The organism is Clostridioides sp. ES-S-0010-02, assembly GCA_020641055.1.
In the GTDB taxonomy this organism is placed as follows: domain Bacteria; phylum Bacillota; class Clostridia; order Peptostreptococcales; family Peptostreptococcaceae; genus Clostridioides.
Map to the genome: position 1 here is coordinate 66802 of CP067345.1, position 17153 is coordinate 83954.

At 29.4% G+C, this 17153-nt stretch carries 19 protein-coding genes and 1 other annotated feature; all 19 genes read right to left on the minus strand.

Going from position 1 to position 17153, the window contains the following annotated elements:
* Positions 1 to 31: 31 nt before the first annotated feature.
* Positions 32 to 574, minus strand: a complete 543-nt coding sequence (gene nusG / locus JJC01_00500; protein UDN58438.1) for a transcription termination/antitermination factor NusG — start codon at positions 572 to 574, stop codon at positions 32 to 34.
* A gap of 19 nt (positions 575 to 593) precedes the next feature.
* A complete protein-coding gene (gene secE, locus JJC01_00505) occupies positions 594 to 815 on the minus strand; it encodes a preprotein translocase subunit SecE (protein UDN58439.1) in 222 nt (73 codons plus the stop codon).
* A 23-nt stretch (positions 816 to 838) separates the two neighbouring features.
* A complete protein-coding gene (gene rpmG / locus JJC01_00510) occupies positions 839 to 988 on the minus strand; it encodes a 50S ribosomal protein L33 (GenBank protein ID UDN58440.1) in 150 nt (49 codons plus the stop codon).
* 249 nt (positions 989 to 1237) lie between these two features.
* Positions 1238 to 2431: an elongation factor Tu gene (gene tuf / locus JJC01_00515; protein ID UDN58441.1), complete on the minus strand. Its 1194-nt coding sequence runs from the start codon at positions 2429 to 2431 to the stop codon at positions 1238 to 1240.
* Between the two features lie 73 nt (positions 2432 to 2504).
* Positions 2505 to 3152, minus strand: coding sequence for an RNA polymerase sporulation sigma factor SigH (gene sigH / locus JJC01_00520; GenBank protein ID UDN58442.1), 648 nt, complete (start codon positions 3150 to 3152; stop codon positions 2505 to 2507).
* 64 nt (positions 3153 to 3216) lie between these two features.
* Positions 3217 to 3744 carry an NYN domain-containing protein gene (locus JJC01_00525; protein UDN58443.1) on the minus strand — a complete coding sequence of 176 codons (528 nt, stop codon included), beginning with the start codon at positions 3742 to 3744 and terminating at the stop codon, positions 3217 to 3219.
* Positions 3745 to 3750: 6 nt separating this feature from the next.
* Positions 3751 to 4485, minus strand: coding sequence for a 23S rRNA (guanosine(2251)-2'-O)-methyltransferase RlmB (gene rlmB, locus JJC01_00530; GenBank protein ID UDN58444.1), 735 nt, complete (start codon positions 4483 to 4485; stop codon positions 3751 to 3753).
* Between the two features lie 12 nt (positions 4486 to 4497).
* Positions 4498 to 5256, minus strand: a complete 759-nt coding sequence (locus JJC01_00535) for an FAD-dependent thymidylate synthase (protein UDN58445.1) — start codon at positions 5254 to 5256, stop codon at positions 4498 to 4500.
* 105 nt (positions 5257 to 5361) lie between these two features.
* The gene (locus JJC01_00540) at positions 5362 to 5757 is read right to left on the minus strand and encodes a Mini-ribonuclease 3 (GenBank protein ID UDN58446.1); all 396 of its coding nucleotides are present in this window, start codon (positions 5755 to 5757) and stop codon (positions 5362 to 5364) included.
* Positions 5758 to 5759: 2 nt separating this feature from the next.
* Positions 5760 to 7157, minus strand: a complete 1398-nt coding sequence (locus JJC01_00545; GenBank protein ID UDN58447.1) for a cysteine--tRNA ligase — start codon at positions 7155 to 7157, stop codon at positions 5760 to 5762.
* A gap of 141 nt (positions 7158 to 7298) precedes the next feature.
* Complete coding sequence (locus JJC01_00550) at positions 7299 to 7454, minus strand: hypothetical protein (GenBank protein ID UDN58448.1); 156 nt, start codon at positions 7452 to 7454, stop codon at positions 7299 to 7301.
* Between the two features lie 221 nt (positions 7455 to 7675).
* A complete protein-coding gene (locus JJC01_00555; protein ID UDN58449.1) occupies positions 7676 to 9157 on the minus strand; it encodes a glutamate--tRNA ligase in 1482 nt (493 codons plus the stop codon).
* A 360-nt stretch (positions 9158 to 9517) separates the two neighbouring features.
* The gene (locus tag JJC01_00560; GenBank protein ID UDN58450.1) at positions 9518 to 10045 is read right to left on the minus strand and encodes a hypothetical protein; all 528 of its coding nucleotides are present in this window, start codon (positions 10043 to 10045) and stop codon (positions 9518 to 9520) included.
* A gap of 191 nt (positions 10046 to 10236) precedes the next feature.
* Positions 10237 to 11682 carry a proline--tRNA ligase gene (locus JJC01_00565; GenBank protein UDN58451.1) on the minus strand — a complete coding sequence of 482 codons (1446 nt, stop codon included), beginning with the start codon at positions 11680 to 11682 and terminating at the stop codon, positions 10237 to 10239.
* A gap of 122 nt (positions 11683 to 11804) precedes the next feature.
* Positions 11805 to 13520, minus strand: coding sequence for a proline--tRNA ligase (locus tag JJC01_00570; protein ID UDN58452.1), 1716 nt, complete (start codon positions 13518 to 13520; stop codon positions 11805 to 11807).
* 63 nt (positions 13521 to 13583) lie between these two features.
* Positions 13584 to 13792, minus strand: a binding site (T-box leader).
* Between the two features lie 94 nt (positions 13793 to 13886).
* Entirely contained in the window at positions 13887 to 14372 is a 486-nt protein-coding gene (locus JJC01_00575; GenBank protein ID UDN58453.1) for a 2-C-methyl-D-erythritol 2,4-cyclodiphosphate synthase, read from the minus strand.
* Positions 14369 to 15082: a 2-C-methyl-D-erythritol 4-phosphate cytidylyltransferase gene (gene ispD, locus JJC01_00580; GenBank protein ID UDN58454.1), complete on the minus strand. Its 714-nt coding sequence runs from the start codon at positions 15080 to 15082 to the stop codon at positions 14369 to 14371. The genes JJC01_00575 and ispD overlap by 4 nt, the downstream gene beginning before the upstream one ends.
* Before the next feature lie 277 nt (positions 15083 to 15359).
* Positions 15360 to 16292, minus strand: coding sequence for a lipoate--protein ligase (locus JJC01_00585; GenBank protein ID UDN58455.1), 933 nt, complete (start codon positions 16290 to 16292; stop codon positions 15360 to 15362).
* Positions 16293 to 16469: 177 nt separating this feature from the next.
* Positions 16470 to 17120 (minus strand): class II aldolase/adducin family protein, encoded by a 651-nt coding sequence (locus JJC01_00590; GenBank protein UDN58456.1) that lies wholly within the window; start codon positions 17118 to 17120, stop codon positions 16470 to 16472.
* Positions 17121 to 17153 lie beyond the last annotated feature (33 nt).

Sequence of the window (17153 nt, forward strand, 5' to 3'; positions counted from 1 at the left end):
CACCTCCTCAGATTTTTCTATAATAATAGTATTAGATTTTTTCTATACCTTCAAGCTCTATTACAAATAGAGTCCTTTTACCAAATGCATTTATGCATACTTTAACTTCTCTGTTTTCTAAGTCAATTTCTTCTATGTTTCCTACTTGTCCACTAAATGGTCCTTGAGATACCTTTACTGTATCTCCTATTTCAAAGTCAATATCACTATTTACTACTTTAGGTTCAGTTGTATCTATACCCATAGCTTTAACTTCTTCTTCACTTAATGGTACTGGTTTTGAACCAGGTCCAACGAAACCTGTAACTCCCTTAGTATTTCTTACTACATACCAAGATTCATCAGTTATTATCATTTTAACCAAAACATAACTTGGATAAACTTTACGTTGTCTAGTTTTTTCTTTTCCAGTTTTAGTAGTTTCCACTACCTCTTCTGTTGGAACAACTACTTGTCTTATGCAGTCTTCCATACTTCTTGTTTTAACTGCTTTTTCTATTGTAGCTTTAACTTTATTTTCATGTCCCGAATAAGTATGAACTACATACCAACTTGCTTCTTGTAATTCTGACATTTAACTTACCTCTTTTCGTCTATTTTAGTAATAACGCTAGTGCACCAGATAATATAGTGTCTATACCCCATACTAATATAGTGCATGAAATAACTACAGTTAAAACTATACCTGTGTTTTTAAACAATTCTTTTTTTGTCGGCCATGTAACTCTTTTCAATTCTTGTTTAGTTTCTTTTAAATAACCAAATAAACTGAATCTCTTTTTAGTTTTTGCACCGTCATTTGTTTGGGCAGCCATTCCATACTCACATCCTTATAAAACTATTTTGTTTCTTTATGAGTTGTATGCTTTTTACAGAATCTACAATATTTTTGTAATTCTATTCTGTCTGGATTATTTTTCTTATTCTTAGTAGTGTTGTAGTTTCTTTGCTTACACTCTGTACATGCTAAAGTTACTTTAACTCTCATCTGATACACCTCCAACTTTGTAATACAATAATATATATTGTTAATATATGTGAATATAATATCTTTAAAATATGTATTTATTAAAAATCTACAGTATTTAAGATATTATTAACTTCCTATAATCATTACCTTGTATAAGTTATCACAAAATCCTATGCTGTGTCAATGTTTTTGTATTTCTATGTTAAAAAAAGAGGAGCATAACCCCTCTTTTTATTATTCTTTAATCCATCAGTTTAGTAATAAGAATTACTCTATTATTGTAGCAACAACTCCTGAAGCTACTGTTCTTCCACCTTCTCTTATTGAGAATCTTAATCCTTCTTCTACAACTATTGAATTTATTAAGTCTACTTCCATTGTTACGTTATCTCCAGGCATTACCATTTCTATTCCATCTGGTAACTTACAAGCTCCTGTTACATCTGTTGTTCTGAAATAGAATTGTGGTCTATATCCATCAAAGAATGGTGTATGTCTTCCACCTTCTTCTTTTTTAAGTACATATACTTCTGCAGTAAATTTTGTGTGTGCTTTTACTGATCCAGTCTTTGCTAGTACTTGTCCTCTTTCTATTTCGTTTCTTTGTACTCCTCTTAATAATGCTCCTATATTATCCCCTGCTTGTGCTTGGTCTAATAATTTTCTGAACATTTCTACTCCTGTTACTACTACTTTTCTTGGTGCTTCTGTTAATCCTACTAATTCTACTTCGTCTTGTACTTTTAATACTCCTCTTTCCACTCTTCCTGTTGCAACTGTTCCTCTTCCTGTGATTGAGAATACGTCTTCTACTGGCATTAAGAATGGTTTGTCAGTATCTCTTTCTGGTGCTGGTATATATTCATCTATTTGCTCGAATAATTCTACTATTTTATTTCCCCACTCACTCTTTGGATCTTCTAATGCCATTAATGCTGATCCTCTTACTATTGGAGTATCATCTCCTGGGAAATCATATTCTGTTAATAAATCTCTTACTTCCATTTCTACTAGTTCTAATAACTCTTCATCATCTACCATGTCACATTTGTTTAAGAATACTACTATATATGGTACTCCAACTTGTCTTGATAATAGTATATGCTCTCTTGTTTGTGGCATTGGTCCATCTGTTGCTGAACAAACTAATATTGCTCCGTCCATTTGTGCTGCTCCTGTTATCATGTTCTTAACGTAGTCAGCATGTCCTGGGCAGTCAACGTGTGCGTAGTGTCTGTTTGGAGTTTCATACTCAACGTGTGCTGTTGATATTGTGATTCCTCTTTCTCTTTCTTCTGGAGCTTTATCTATGTTTGCGAAATCTACTGCTTCTCCTAATTGGTATCTGTCATATAATGTTTTTGTTATTGCTGCTGTTAATGTAGTTTTACCGTGGTCAACGTGTCCTATTGTCCCTATATTAACATGAGGTTTTGTTCTTTCGTATTTAGCTTTAGCCATTTTGAATTTCCTCCCTTATCTTTCGATATAAATTAATTTTGCTCACAATAAGCTTATGGTAAGTATTTTACTATTAATCATTTCTGTTTTCAAGATGTTTTTCTAATTTTCTCTTAACCCTTTGTAAAGCGTTATCTATTGACTTTACATCTCTTTTAAGTTTGTCCGCTATGAACTGGTATGACTTTCCATTCAAATACAATTCTAGGACTTCTAATTCCAAGTCGCTTAATAATTCGTTCATCTTTGATTCTATATTTTTTAATTCTTCTTTACTAATTATAAGTTCTTCTGGATCTGTTACTATACTTGTAGCTATTATATCTAAAAGTGTTCTGTCTGACTCTTCATCATATATTGGTTTATTCAAAGAAACATATGAATTTAAAGGTATATGTTTTTGTCTTGTTGCAGTTTTTATAGCAGTTATTATTTGTCTTGTTATACATATCTCTGCAAAACATTTAAATGAATTTGTCTTACTTCCATCAAAATCTCTAACTGCCTTATAAAGGCCTATCATTCCTTCTTGTATTATATCTTCTTTATCTGCTCCAATTAAAAAATATGACTTTGCTTTTGCCTTTACAAAATTTCTGTATTTGGTAATAATATACTCTAGTGCTATCTTATCCCCTTCACTTGCTTTTAATACAATGTTATACTCATCTTGCTGACAATTGTCTATTAACTCATAACTTTTTTCTTTTGCTACCAACATGTAAATCTCCCCCATATATAAAACAAATTTATAGGTATATTATAGTCTAAAGAACCTAGTAATTTCAACGCTTTCTACGAATGTTCTCAAGTTTCGACAATGTTTCTTCATCTAACCTTTCCTCCAACCAATTTCGCTGAATTTTTTTCCTTAAACCGCTATTTTTTTCCTTCATTTTATTCTTGGAACGATCTAATTCTAACTTTAATTCTCTAGCAGACATTCTCATAGCACCTTTTCCTAAAATCATTTGTTGCTCTGCATAGTCATTAGTAGCTACTTTTACATCATCATATTTTGATAGAGAAGTTATAAATTTTTCTATATAACTATCCGCTGTTTGGTGCTCTCTTGTATAAACTATTGTTATGTGTTTTCTTTTTTCAACTTTTTCTCGGGAATTCTTAACATTATAAGCATCAAAAACTATTATAGTCTTATATCCCATGAACTCAGAAAATTCTATAATATCATCAATAAGTTTTTCTCGAGAATCCTCTAAATCCTCTTTCGCCAGTTCTTTTAAATTATCCCACGCATTTATAATATTATAGCCATCTATTATTAAGTAGTGATTTATGTTTCTTCTCATGCTTATTTACTTTTTATCCAGTCTTTGTCTGAATATTTCATATAAAAGTATACCACCTGCTACAGATGCATTTAAAGATGTAACATTACCTATCATGGGCATTTTTACTATAAAGTCACAGTTTTGTTTAACCAATCTAGATATTCCAAAACCTTCACTTCCAATTACTACACCTAGAGGTCCTGTAAGATTTTGTTTATAAAAAGTTTCTCCATCCATATCAGCAGCTGCAATCCACAGCCCTTCATCTTTCAGTCTTTTTATTGTATTGACTATATTGGTTACCTTACAAACTGGCATATACTCTACAGCTCCAGCAGAAGCTTTTGTAACTACAGGAGTTATGTGCACAGACCTTCTTTTTGGGATAATAACTCCATGTGCTCCTACTGCATCTGCTGTCCTTATTATTGAACCTAAGTTATGTGGGTCTGTTATTTCATCTAGTATAATAAAAAATGGGTCTTCATTTTTACCTTTTACTGAGTCTATTAACTCATCTAATTCATAATACTTATATTCACTTGCATAAGCTATTACACCTTGATGCGAATGACTTGTGCTTACTTCATCTAACTTATGTTTATCAACATATTGTATAATTATATTCTTCTCTTTGGCCATTCCTATTATTTTCTTAATTGAACCTTCTTTAGCTGAGTTTGCAATTAATATTTTGTCTATTTCTCTATCACTCTTTATAGCTTCTATTACAGGATTTCTTCCTTCAATACTTGCCAAACTATTCACCACCTACAAGGATTTAAATTTTTCTCTAACTTGAACTATATCACCACAAGTCATAGTTCCTTCTGGACAACTTCCATTTACACAGCTTGGACCAGTCTTTTTAAATAATATAGGAGCAACTTTTTTAACTTCTCTTAACATTTCTACAGCTAAGTTTCTTATTTCCCATTGTGCTCTTTCACAGCATCTATGTTCAAAGAAATTAAATAAACTTCTAGCGTTTATAGTAAATACCATTTTTGTTTCACATGCATTTGGAAATACATATCTAGCATCCTCTATTGCTTTTTTCTCAGCTTGTCTCTTTGCTGTTTTCTCATTTTTTCCTTCTTTTATTAGTTCATCATAATGCTTATCAAATAATATCTCCACTAATTTGTCATAATCTTCTTGGTCCTTTTTCATTGAGTTAACAAATAACTCTTTTGCTTTTTCTATTTTATCTATTTCAGGAGGAATTATGTACTCAAATTGGTCTAATTTAACATATCTTTGACTTTGTTGTGAAAAACTAGCTATACGATGTCTAACAATTTGATGCGAACAAGCTCTTGAAATACCTTCTATTGAAAACGTAAAAGATGCATGTTCTAATATTGAACCATGCCCTATATTTAATAACATATTTAAAAATTTTTCTATACTTTCTTCTGTTAAGTCTTTTTCTATTTCGTCTGTCCCAACTGGTGAATAACATAACTTAGCTGCCATAGCTATTACTTTTTCGGGTTCAGGTGTATGTGATATTAATTTTACTTTCATAAATTTTTGTCCTTTCTTATTACTAATTTCTATATATTTATTATACATTAGTTATAAAAAAAGTGTTGCCTTATTAATTATTATTAAGACAACACTCTTTAATATTTACATATCTCTTTCAATAATTTTAATTCCTTTATTGATAATATATTGAAGTCTCTCTATTTCATTATTCAAATACAAATATCCAATTAATGCTTCAAATCCAGTTGCATGTTTATAGTCTATAATATCTGCATTTTTAGGAGAAGTGTTTGATTTTTGATTTCTTCCCCTTTTATAAATTTTACTCTCTTCCTCTGTTAATTCACTTTCGATTTCATGAATTATTGATGCTTGAGCTTTAGCCTTTACATACTTTATGGCTAACTTATGCAAATCATTAACTTTTCGCTGTGTATTTTGTCTAATCAAGTGTTCTCTTATATATGTCTCATACACTGTATCACCTAAATATGCTAAAACTAGTGGTGACATAGTAACTAATTCAGTTTTTTCCATTTTTATACCCTTTTCCACTTAACACCTTGTCTTGTGTCTTCTAGTACAATTCCCATATCTAATAATTGTTGTCTTATATCATCCGCTAATTGGAATTCTTTATTTTTCTTTGCGTCAGTTCTCTTTTGTATTAATTCTTCAATGTCTTTATCTAGCACAGTATCCTTTTTCTTATTTACAATATTCAATACTCCTGTAAGCTCATTAAATTCATCTAAACACTTCTTAGCTAACTCTAAAGAAGAATTTTCGTCTACATTAGAATTTATCAACTTAGCCAATTCAAATATAATACTTACTGCATCTGCTGTATTAACATCATCATCCATAGCATCTATAAATCTTTGTCTAAAGTTATCTAATTCTTTAACAAGCTCTACTTCTTTTTCTGTTAGAGATGATTCTTTTAAATTACTTAATGTAAACTCTAATTTTTCTTTGGTATTATACAATCTTTCAAGACCAGCTTTAGCTTGATTTAACATTTCATCACTAAAGTTTACTGGATTTCTATAATGTGCTGATAACATGAAAAATCTCACTATTTCTAAATCATATAGCTTTGATATATCTCTTACTGTAAAGAAATTCCCTTTTGATTTACTCATTTTTTCATCATTTATATTTATATATCCATTATGCATCCAATATTTTGAGAATGTTTTTCCACTTCTAGCTTCACTTTGTGCTATTTCGTTTTCATGGTGTGGGAATGTTAAATCTTGACCACCTGCATGTATATCAATTGTCTCACCTAAGTATCTCTTAGACATAACAGAACATTCTATATGCCACCCTGGTCTACCTTCTCCCCAAGGACTCTCCCATCCTGGTTCTCCTTCTTTTTTTGCTTTCCAAAGAACAAAATCCATAGGATGTCTTTTTTGGTCATTAACTTCAATTCTAGCTCCAGCCTCTAAGTCTTCTTGTTTTTGGCCTGAAAGTTTTCCATATCCTTCAAATTTATTTGTATCAAAATATACATCGCCATTTACTGCATATGCATATCCTTTATCTTCTAATTCTTTTATAAAATCTATAATTTGTTGTATATTATCTGTAACTTGAGGATGAACAGTAGCTCTCTTAATTCCTAATCCATCACAATCTACAAAATACTCTTTTATGTATTTAGTAGCAACTTCTTCTGGAGATATTCCTTCTTCGTGGCTTCTATTTATAATCTTGTCATCAACATCTGTAAAGTTTTGTACATAAGTTACGTCATATCCTCTATACTCTAAATACCTTCTTAGAGTATCAAATATTATAAATGGTCTTGCATTACCTATGTGGATATAGTTATAAACTGTTGGACCACACACATACATTTTTACCTTTCCTTCTTCTAATGGAACAAATTCTTCTTTTGCTCTAGTTAATGTATTATAAACTTTCACACTCATCACCTCACTGTATTTTTATAAATTATTTTCTTAACATCATATATTATATTATAGTTGAAAATTGCAATAAATAATAGTACTACTATCATTTTTCATACTATCCTTCAAATTACATAATAATACTATCACTATTTTCTATTGTTCCTCTAAAAATATCTTTTTTTGAGAAGAACATTTTTCAAAAGTCTCTTCTGTAATCATTTTTTCGTCTTTTAACTTTTCTAAAATTGTAACATATTCTAAGCATAGCTCCTTTAATTCCTTTTTAACATCATCAATATTACTATACATAGTAATTACCCCCTTAATAATTAAATCAAACTAAAATAATAGATTACCTTCTTCTATGCTTAATATTTTTATTAGTTTATTATTCATATTTTATTTATATTTTTGCTTTGCTTTTTATATATTAAATTTATTGACCTAAATACCTTCATTTTGTTAGCCATATCTTTTCACCAAATACTAACACAAAAAAAGTCCGCATCTAAATTAGCGGACTTTTATGACTATAATATATGATTTTTTACATAAGCTATTCTATTTAAGCAAGTTTCTTTTCCTAAAACTTCCATTACTTTTGGTAAATCTGGGCCATGCATTTGTCCTGTCAAAATTATTCTTGACCCCATAAATAAATTTTTCCCTTTTATTTTATACTCTTTTTGTATCTCTTTAAGCATTGTTTGACCAAACTCAGCATTTAATATTTCTGCTTTTTCTATTTTTTCTTGTAAGGCATCTATTAAAGTAGGTATATGTTCTAATTTTAGGAAGTCACTTCCTTCTTCAGTTTCTATCTCTACATTATCTCCAAAGAATATACTCGCATGCTCAGTAACTTCTTTTACATATTGTAATTTTTCTTTAAGCACTGATATCATACTCTTTAAAAATTCATACTTACTAGTAGCTTCTGCTTCTGTTATAAACCCATCTTCTATTAAAAATGGTATAGCTAAATCTGTTAGGTAAGCATCATCACCGTCTTTTATATAATGTTGATTAACCCAGTTTAACTTTTCAGTATCGAATACCCCTCCACTTTTAGATACTCTTTCAACAGAGAAAGCTTTTTCTAACTCTTCCATTGTAAATAACTCTTGATTATCTTCTGGAGACCAACCAACTAATGCTACATAGTTTACTAATCCTTCTGGTAAATATCCTTTTTTCTTAAAATCTTCAACTGCTACATCACCTTGTCTCTTACTTAATTTTTTCTTTTCTTTATTAAGTATATTTGGTAAATGTACAAATACTGGCGCTTCCCATCCAAATGCTTCATATAAATAAACATGTTTTGGAGTAGATGATACCCACTCTTCTCCTCTTATAACATGTGTAATTTTCATTAGATAATCATCTACCACTACTGCAAAATGATAAGTTGGGAATCCATCTGTTTTCATCAAAACTTGGTCATCTAAATCATTAGTATTGAATTCCATGTCTCCTCTAACTAAATCAGTAAATTTAATTATATGATTTTCTGGTAATTTTAATCTTATAACATATGGTACTCCTGCTTTTATATTAGCTTCTACCTCTTCTTTAGATAAGTTTTTGCAGTGACCATCATATTTAGCAGTTTCTCCTGCTGCCTTTTGAGCATCTCTTACTTCATCCAATCTTTCCTTTGTACAGAAACAATAATAAGCTTTTCCACTATCTAAAAGTTGTTTTATATATTCTTGATATATATCTAATCTTTGAGATTGAATATATGGTCCATATTCTCCTTTTTGTATTACTTTTTCATTATCATCTAATATAACTCCCTCATCATGATTGACGCCAGCCCATTTCATAGCATTAAGCATATTTTCTATAGCACCTTCTACCAATCTACTTTGGTCTGTATCTTCTACTCTTAATATATATTCTCCGCCCATTTTCTTTGCAAATAAATAGTTATATAAAGCAGTCCTTAAACTACCTATATGTACAAATCCTGTTGGACTTGGTGCAAACCTTACTCTTATATTCATTTTTACTTCCTCCTGATATTTTATTCAATATAACTATAATATTAAACTAGTACATTGTTTTGCAAGTTTATTTTTAATCAAACTTAATAATAATATCCTTTTTATTCAAAAATACACATGTTTATTATATCAGAAAATACTAGATTTAATTTCATAAATCTTTCTTTTAATCCATTTATTTTTCCAAAAATTAAAGGTATTATTTATAACTATTCATAAATGCTTATTATCAATTTTTTAGAAATCTATACAATAAATGTGATATCAAAAATAGTAATATAGTTCCTATAATTTGAAAAATCAAAAATACATCTACTGTAAATTTCATAACATTTAAACTCCTAAATCTATATTCTCTTTCTACATTATCATCTGTAATATATATATTTTTCTTTCATAATTTCTAACAATCAAAAGTAGTTCACTTCCATCCTCTTTTTTTACATGCAAATAGTTATCACCTATGGATGTTTTTATAGGATAATTTCTAAATGCTTCTTCTATATGTTTCTTATGATTAGAATCGTCTTTAACATCACTTAAAGATAAAGTTTTACTTTTAAAATTTTTAACCTGCTCATTTATATTATTTATATTTTTATCATCTATACTATTACCTATATGTAAGTTTTTTATTTTATCAAATTTAGTATCTGAATATTTATAAATAATAAAACTTTCTCCATCTCCAAGGAAGCTTTCTTCTGATATTAATACTACCTTTTCCTCACTGGGTGAAGGTATTTTGATGTCCCAATATTCATTAAATTCCTTTGTAGCATTGGATAAATAAACTGAAACCCACATCAATATGCAAACAAGTAAAAAAGAGCCGATAATTGTGATAACAATAATATTCAATGTTTTTTTTATACATTTATTAATCATCTTAGCATACTCCTTTATTTTTTAGGCACATATATTACATATTCTACCATAAGAATAAAGTAAATTTAGATAATTATATTAAAATTATTATTAATCTTAACCGAATAGTAAAAAACAAAAAACTGGGATGTAAAGTATTAAATACTTTACATCCCAGTTTTTTGTTTTTACATTTATTTAAATATATGATTCTAGTATGCTTTTGCCATTACTACCATATGCTCTGCTTCTTTTCCACAATATACACACTTGTGACCTAAGTTTTCTTGTTCAAAAGGTAAGCATCTTATAGTTGCCCCTGTTTCTTCCTTAACCTTTGCCTCACATTCAGCATCTCCACACCACATAGTTTTTATGAATCCTGGTTTTTCTTCCAAAGCTGTTCTAAATTCATCCATATTTTCAACTACAGATGTGTTATCTTCTCTATGTTTTCTTGCTCTTTCAAACATAGCATTGTGTATAATATCAAATAAATCATATACAGCATCAGCTAATCCTTCTAAAGGCATAGCACTCTTTTCTAGAGTATCTCTTCTAAATATCATAGCTTGATTATTTTCTATATCTTTTGGTCCAATTTCAATTCTTATTGGTACACCTTTCATTTCCCACTCATTAAATTTCCATCCAGTTGTATAGTTATCTCTATCATCAACCTCTACTGTTACTCCTTTAGCTTTTAAATCTGCATATATTTTATCAACAGTTTCCATTACATTGCCTTTTTTAGCAGCTATAGGAACTATAACAACTTGTATTGGAGCTACTCTTGGTGGTAAGACTAATCCTCTATTATCACTATGAGTCATTATAAGCCCACCTATAAGTCTTGTAGATGCTCCCCAAGATGTATGATATGGATTAGCTAAGTTGCCTTCTCTATCTGCAAAAGTAATATCAAACGCTTTTGTAAAGTGTTGTCCTAAGAAGTGACTTGTACCTGATTGTAATGCTTTCCCATCATGCATCATAGCTTCTATAGTATATGTTCTCTCACCACCTGCAAATTTTTCACTTTCACTTTTTTGACCAGATACAACTGGCATTGCAAGTAATTCTTCACATAAAGCTTTATATATTTCTAATTGTTGTATTGTTTCTTGTTGTGCTTCTTCTGCTGTTTCATGTAATGTATGACCTTCTTGCCATAAGAATTCAGATGTTCTTAAGAAAGGTCTAGTTGATTTTTCCCATCTAACAACTGAACACCATTGATTATAAAGATATGGTAACTCTCTATATGATTTTAGCCATTTAGCATACATTGTACATATTATAGTTTCTGAAGTAGGTCTTACACATAGTCTTTCTTCTAGTTTTTTATTTCCTCCATGTGTTACCCATGCAACTTCTGGAGCAAACCCCTCAACATGCTCTGCTTCTTTGTTTAATAAACTTTCTGGTATCAATAATGGAAAATAACAGTTTTTATGTCCAGTTTCTTTGAATTTTTTATCCATAAATTCTTGCATTTTTTCCCATAAAGCATATCCATATGGTTTTACAACCATAAATCCTTTTACTGGTGCATAATCAACTAAATCAGTCTTAGTTATAACATCTGTATACCATTGTGGAAAATCATCTTCCATCTTTGTTATTTCTTCAACAAATTGTTTTTCATTTTTTGCCATCTTAATTACCTCCTCATTTATTATGTTTTTATACAAAAACACCCTTTTATCTTTTTATATAGATAAAAGGGCATTTATAAAGTACAACTCTGATTATCTATACAGTAGCTTTCTTTAAATTATTATCCTAACTTAACATTGTTTTTGATAAATTCTGCTTTTACTTTTTCACTTATTTCTTCTATTTTAATTAATTCTTTATCTTCTTCGTATCTAAGTTTAAATTCTACTTTACCTTCATCAATATTTTTACCTACTGTAATTCTCATAGGTATTCCTATTAATTCTGAATCATTGAATTTAACACCAATTCTTTCATCTCTATCGTCTAACAAGACTTCTACACCCATATCTTGTAAATCATTATATATCTTTTCAGCTAATGACATTTGTTCCTCATTTTTCATATTTGCTGGAACTATCACAACATGATATGGAGCTACTGATAAAGGCCAAATTATGCCTTTTTCATCATTATGTTGCTCAATTATAGCTGCTGCTGTTCTTTCTACACCTATACCATAGCATCCCATTATTATAGGTTTTGATTTACCATCTCTATCAATAAAGTTTGCATTCATAGCTTCTGAGTATTTAGTTCCTAACTTAAATATATGTCCTACTTCAACACCTCTAGCTATTTCAAGAGGTTTACCACATACTATACATTTGTCACCTTCTTGAACATTTCTAAAGTCTCCAACTATACCCTCAAAATCTCTTCCATAGTTAGCATTTCTTATATGATACTCAGTCTTATTAGCTCCAACAACTATATTTCTTTGCTCAACAATTTCTTTATCTATAAAGACATAATCAGCATTTACTCCTATTGGTCCAGCAAACCCAACCTCTGCATTAGTTACTTTTCTTACAACGTCGTCTGTAGCAAGTGCAAATTCTATAACAGAACCTATTGCATTAGATACTTTAACTTCATTAACCTCTCTATCTCCTCTTACAACAACTACAACTGTTTTCCCATCTGCTTCATACACTAAAGTCTTAGCAAATTTATCTGGAGAAGCATTTAGGAATTCTTCTAATTCTTTTATTGTAGCTGCTCCTGGTGTATGAACTTCTTCTAATTCCTTCATTTCTTCTTTTTCTGATACTGCATTACAAGACTCTGCTCTTTCTACATTGGCTGCATAATCACATCCACTACAGAATACAACTTCATCTTCTCCAACTTCTGATTTAACCATAAATTCAGCTGATGTAGAACCTCCTATAGCTCCTGAATCTGCTTGAACTGGACTGTTATCTAATCCACATCTATCAAATATACTTACATATGCATCAAACATATCTTGATATGATTTATCTAATCCTGCTTCATCTACATCAAAACTGTATGCATCCTTCATTGTAAAAGTCTTAGTTCTCATAACACCAAATCTTGGTCTTCTCTCATCTCTATACTTAACTTGTATTTGATACAAATTAAGTGGTAATTGTTTATATGAAGTAATCTCTTGTCTTATTATGTCAGTAAAAGCTTCTTCATGTGTTGGCCCAAGGCAGTACTCTCTTTCTGTTCTATCTTTTAACCTAAACATTTCTGCACCCATAGCAGTCCATCTTCCAGATTCTTTCCACAATTCTGATGGAAGTAAAGCCGCACATAGTATTTCTTGACAATCTTTTTTATTTAATTCTTCTCTAATTATTTGCTCAATTTTTTTAAATACCCTTAACCCCATTGGCAATTGATTATAAACCCCTGAAGTCATTTTTTTTATCATTCCTGACCTTACCATTAATTGATGGCTTGTAATTTCAGCATCTGCTGGAATCTCCTTCAATGTTGGCATAAACATTTTAGACATTTTCATTAATAAATTCCTCCTGAATATTGTTTTCCTGAAAATATAAAAAACCTCTCATCTCTATACAAGTATAGAGACGAAAGGTTTGATTTCCGCGGTACCACTCTAGTTAGCTATATAAATAGCTCTCTTTAGGGAATGTAACGGTTCCTACCGTAAAGATTTTTATACCTTTAAGCTAAAAGACAGGTTCAAAGACTTCCTCTTGAAAACTCTCACCTCTGTTTTCTCTCTGTGAAGATTTCATCATTTTACTATTTCTTTATCATAGCTAATTTTATATTTATATTAATTTTACTTAAATTCACATATTATAGATATTCTATATAGGCCTATTATTTGATATCCATTAAACTTATTACTAATAATATATTAATTATTCTGACTTGTCAATAATAATAAACAAATACTTTGTGAAGCTATTCCTTGTTTTGCACCTGTAAAACCAAGACCTTCTTCTGTAGTTGCTTTTATATTTATGTTTTCAATATCTGTATTTAAAACTTTTGCTATATTTTTTCTCATATTCTCAATGTGGGGAGCCATCTTAGGACTTTGAGCAATTATAGTACTATCTATATTTCCAATTTTATACCCTTTGCTTGTTATTAGATTATATACATGTTCTAGTAATTTCATACTATCTATTCCCTTATATTTTTTATCTGTATCTGGGAAATGCTTACCTATATCGCCTAAAGCTAGTGCCCCCAAAATAGAATCCATTATTGCATGTATCAATACATCAGCATCAGAATGACCTAGTAAGCCCTTATCATGTGGTATCTCTACTCCACCAATTATAAGTTTTCTTTCTTCTGCCAATTTGTGTACATCATATCCCAATCCTATTCTCATATAATTCTCCTTCTACTATTCACTTCATCTCTTTTTTCCATGTTTAATATTTGTTCTGCTATATTTAAATCTTCTGGACTCGTTATTTTTATATTTTCATAAGAACCCATTACCATCGTAACACTTTGCCCTATATTTTCTACTAGCATTGAGTCATCTGTTCCATAATAGTTAGTCTTATACGCTTGTTCGTAAGCATTTATTATAAGATTATATTCAAAAGTTTGAGGGGTTTGTGCCGCCCACAATAGTCTTCTTTCTGGAGTTTCTTGTACTGTACCATCAGATACTATTTTTATAGTATCACTTACTGGTACACCTACAACTACGGCCTTTTTTTCTTTAGCCATTTTTATAGATTCATTTATTATTCTGTGGTCTACAAAAGGTCTCGCTCCATCATGAATAAGTACTATATCACAATTTTTATCTAGTTTTTTTAATCCATTATATATTGAGTCTTGTCTTTCTTTTCCGCCATATGCTATTTTTATATTTTTAAAGTTATATTTATTTATTATATTTTCCTTAAAAAAATCTTCCTCTTCTTTTTTTATACATACCACAATTTCATCTATATTTATATTTTCGTAAAAAACTTGAATTGTATGCGCTATGATTTCTTTTTCTCTTAATTTTATGAACTGCTTATTTACGTCTAAGTTCATTCTCCTTCCACTTCCTGCCGCAACAATTATAACACTATACATGGTATCACCTCGTATTTTATTTTTACCTATCATTTATTAAAACTTTTAATGTTTTTATATTTTAACCATCTGATTAATTATATATTAAATTTTCAGTTGTATAAATAGGTAATATCCATTTTCTAACCTAAAATATGTGCATCTGTTGCAAATTATATTGATTTTTCAATGACTTCATCTTTTTATTTTACAACTTTGTAACAGTTTGTATATCTATAAAAAATGTTTAAACCTCTAGATTGATATAAAACAAGTTTATCAATCTAGAGGTTTTGTATTAGAATATTAAATTAATTAAATCTATGTAATTCGGATAATTTTCTAAAATATTGTTTTTTATTTCTTGTTTATCAAAATCTACTTCTATTAATTTATCCATATTGACTATACCATCTATACAAGAAATAAAACATTTTGATATTTTCCATTTATTAACATGTAAATTGATTTTCCTTCTATTGTCAATTGGTAAAACTATTTGAAACTTAGGCGTTTTATTATATATCCATTCTGTTTTTTTATATTTATCTTCTACCAGATTGTATACACTTTTGATATCATCATCGTCTAATTCAATTTCTTTTATATTTTTTATATTATTTTTTATATAATCAACACAATAATCTAAAAAATAGTTTATATCTTTTTTGAGTAGAAAATTAATATTTGTAACTTTACTTGAAACAGACTTAGTTGCCTTTGATTCTGTTGATTTATCTGAATTTAAATACTTAGTTAATTTATTTAAATCTGAATCATAAAGAAGAGTTCCATGATAAAGAGAATTTTGCCTTTTTATAGATTGTGCAGAGCCAGAAATTTTTTTACCATTTAAAAATAAATCTTTTCTTTCTGTTATAGATACATTTAATCCCAATGATAAAAGCATACTTTGCATAAATTTAGTATGTTCTAAAAAATCGATTTCATGAAGATTCCTATTTTTTTGTATAAATGACATATTGATATTTCCTAAGTCATGATACACAGTACCTCCACCAGATATTCTTCTTAAAATGGGAATTTCACCATTTTCAATAACATCATAATGTATCTCCTGATATGGATTTTGATTTTTTCCTATAAAAATAGATTCTTCATTTCTCCATATGATTATGATATCATCATTATATTTCTCATTTAAAAATAGATACTCTTCTAGAGCTAAATTAAAGTAAGGATTGGTGTTTTTGTTTAATAAGTAATACATAAAAATTCAGACTCCTTTTATATTTTATCTTACTATTTATTTTAAATTAAAATAAGTTTATATAGTATTTAACTTTAAATTATTCTTTCTAAATAATTAAACCTATTATAACATAATACAACTCCTTACTATTACTGAACATCTGTGTTTTTTATTATTCTGAGAGTTTTATTAAATTTACTTATCCTGACCATACACATTAAGAAATACATTTCTAGCCCTTTGAACTTCTTCATCTGGTAATAATACTGGTGTCCCAATTGATTTTGCTAAATAATATACTTTTGCTGCATCTTCTAACATTACAGCTGCGGTAAGTGCATGCTTTACAGATGGACCAACTGCAATTACTCCATGATTTGCCAAAAGACATGCTCTCCTATTACCTATTACATCAATAACACATTTTCCCATCTGATTAGATGTTGGTGGTGAAAATTTTGCAACTGGAACTGAACCTCCTACCTCATTTGCAAGAGTTGTACTTGCACACTCTATAGACTCATTTAAAATTGCAAAGCAACTTGAATATGTAGAGTGTGTATGTATTATACTATTTATATCATCTCTATGTTTATATATATATAAGTGGTCTGGTGAATCTACTGATGCCTTCCATTTACCATCTACAGTATTTCCATCTATGTCTATTAAAACAATATCACTTGGTGTAAGATTTCTATAATCCATTCCACTTGGTGTGATTGCTATATATCCAGTTTCTTCATCTCTTCCACTTACATTTCCTCCTGTCAATGTAACCAAATTATAGTTTAGAAGGTCTAAAGACGCTTGTAATACCTCTTTTCTCAAATTTTCTAATAACATTAGCTAAATCCTCCCATTTATTAGAAACATAGT

Bases quoted from the DNA above. Each gene is read 5' to 3' on its own strand.
- JJC01_00585 (UDN58455.1), bottom strand. From the start codon at position 16,292: ATGTATTACTTATTAAACAAAAACACCAATCCTTACTTTAATTTAGCT.
- JJC01_00565 (UDN58451.1), bottom strand. From the start codon at position 11,682: ATGGCAAAAAATGAAAAACAATTTGTTGAAGAAATAACAAAGATGGAA.
- rpmG (UDN58440.1), bottom strand. From the start codon at position 988: ATGAGAGTTAAAGTAACTTTAGCATGTACAGAGTGTAAGCAAAGAAAC.
- nusG (UDN58438.1), bottom strand. From the start codon at position 574: ATGTCAGAATTACAAGAAGCAAGTTGGTATGTAGTTCATACTTATTCG.
- ispD (UDN58454.1), bottom strand. From the start codon at position 15,082: ATGTATAGTGTTATAATTGTTGCGGCAGGAAGTGGAAGGAGAATGAAC.
- JJC01_00540 (UDN58446.1), bottom strand. From the start codon at position 5,757: ATGGAAAAAACTGAATTAGTTACTATGTCACCACTAGTTTTAGCATAT.
- JJC01_00535 (UDN58445.1), bottom strand. From the start codon at position 5,256: ATGAAAGTAAAATTAATATCACATACACCTGAACCCGAAAAAGTAATA.
- JJC01_00525 (UDN58443.1), bottom strand. From the start codon at position 3,744: ATGAGAAGAAACATAAATCACTACTTAATAATAGATGGCTATAATATT.
- sigH (UDN58442.1), bottom strand. From the start codon at position 3,152: ATGTTGGTAGCAAAAGAAAAAAGTTATGAGTTAATAGACAATTGTCAG.
- JJC01_00570 (UDN58452.1), bottom strand. From the start codon at position 13,520: ATGAAAATGTCTAAAATGTTTATGCCAACATTGAAGGAGATTCCAGCA.
- secE (UDN58439.1), bottom strand. From the start codon at position 815: ATGGCTGCCCAAACAAATGACGGTGCAAAAACTAAAAAGAGATTCAGT.
- JJC01_00555 (UDN58449.1), bottom strand. From the start codon at position 9,157: ATGAATATAAGAGTAAGGTTTGCACCAAGTCCAACAGGATTTGTACAT.
- JJC01_00560 (UDN58450.1), bottom strand. From the start codon at position 10,045: ATGATTAATAAATGTATAAAAAAAACATTGAATATTATTGTTATCACA.
- JJC01_00575 (UDN58453.1), bottom strand. From the start codon at position 14,372: ATGAGAATAGGATTGGGATATGATGTACACAAATTGGCAGAAGAAAGA.
- JJC01_00550 (UDN58448.1), bottom strand. From the start codon at position 7,454: ATGTATAGTAATATTGATGATGTTAAAAAGGAATTAAAGGAGCTATGC.
- JJC01_00590 (UDN58456.1), bottom strand. From the start codon at position 17,120: ATGTTATTAGAAAATTTGAGAAAAGAGGTATTACAAGCGTCTTTAGAC.
- tuf (UDN58441.1), bottom strand. From the start codon at position 2,431: ATGGCTAAAGCTAAATACGAAAGAACAAAACCTCATGTTAATATAGGG.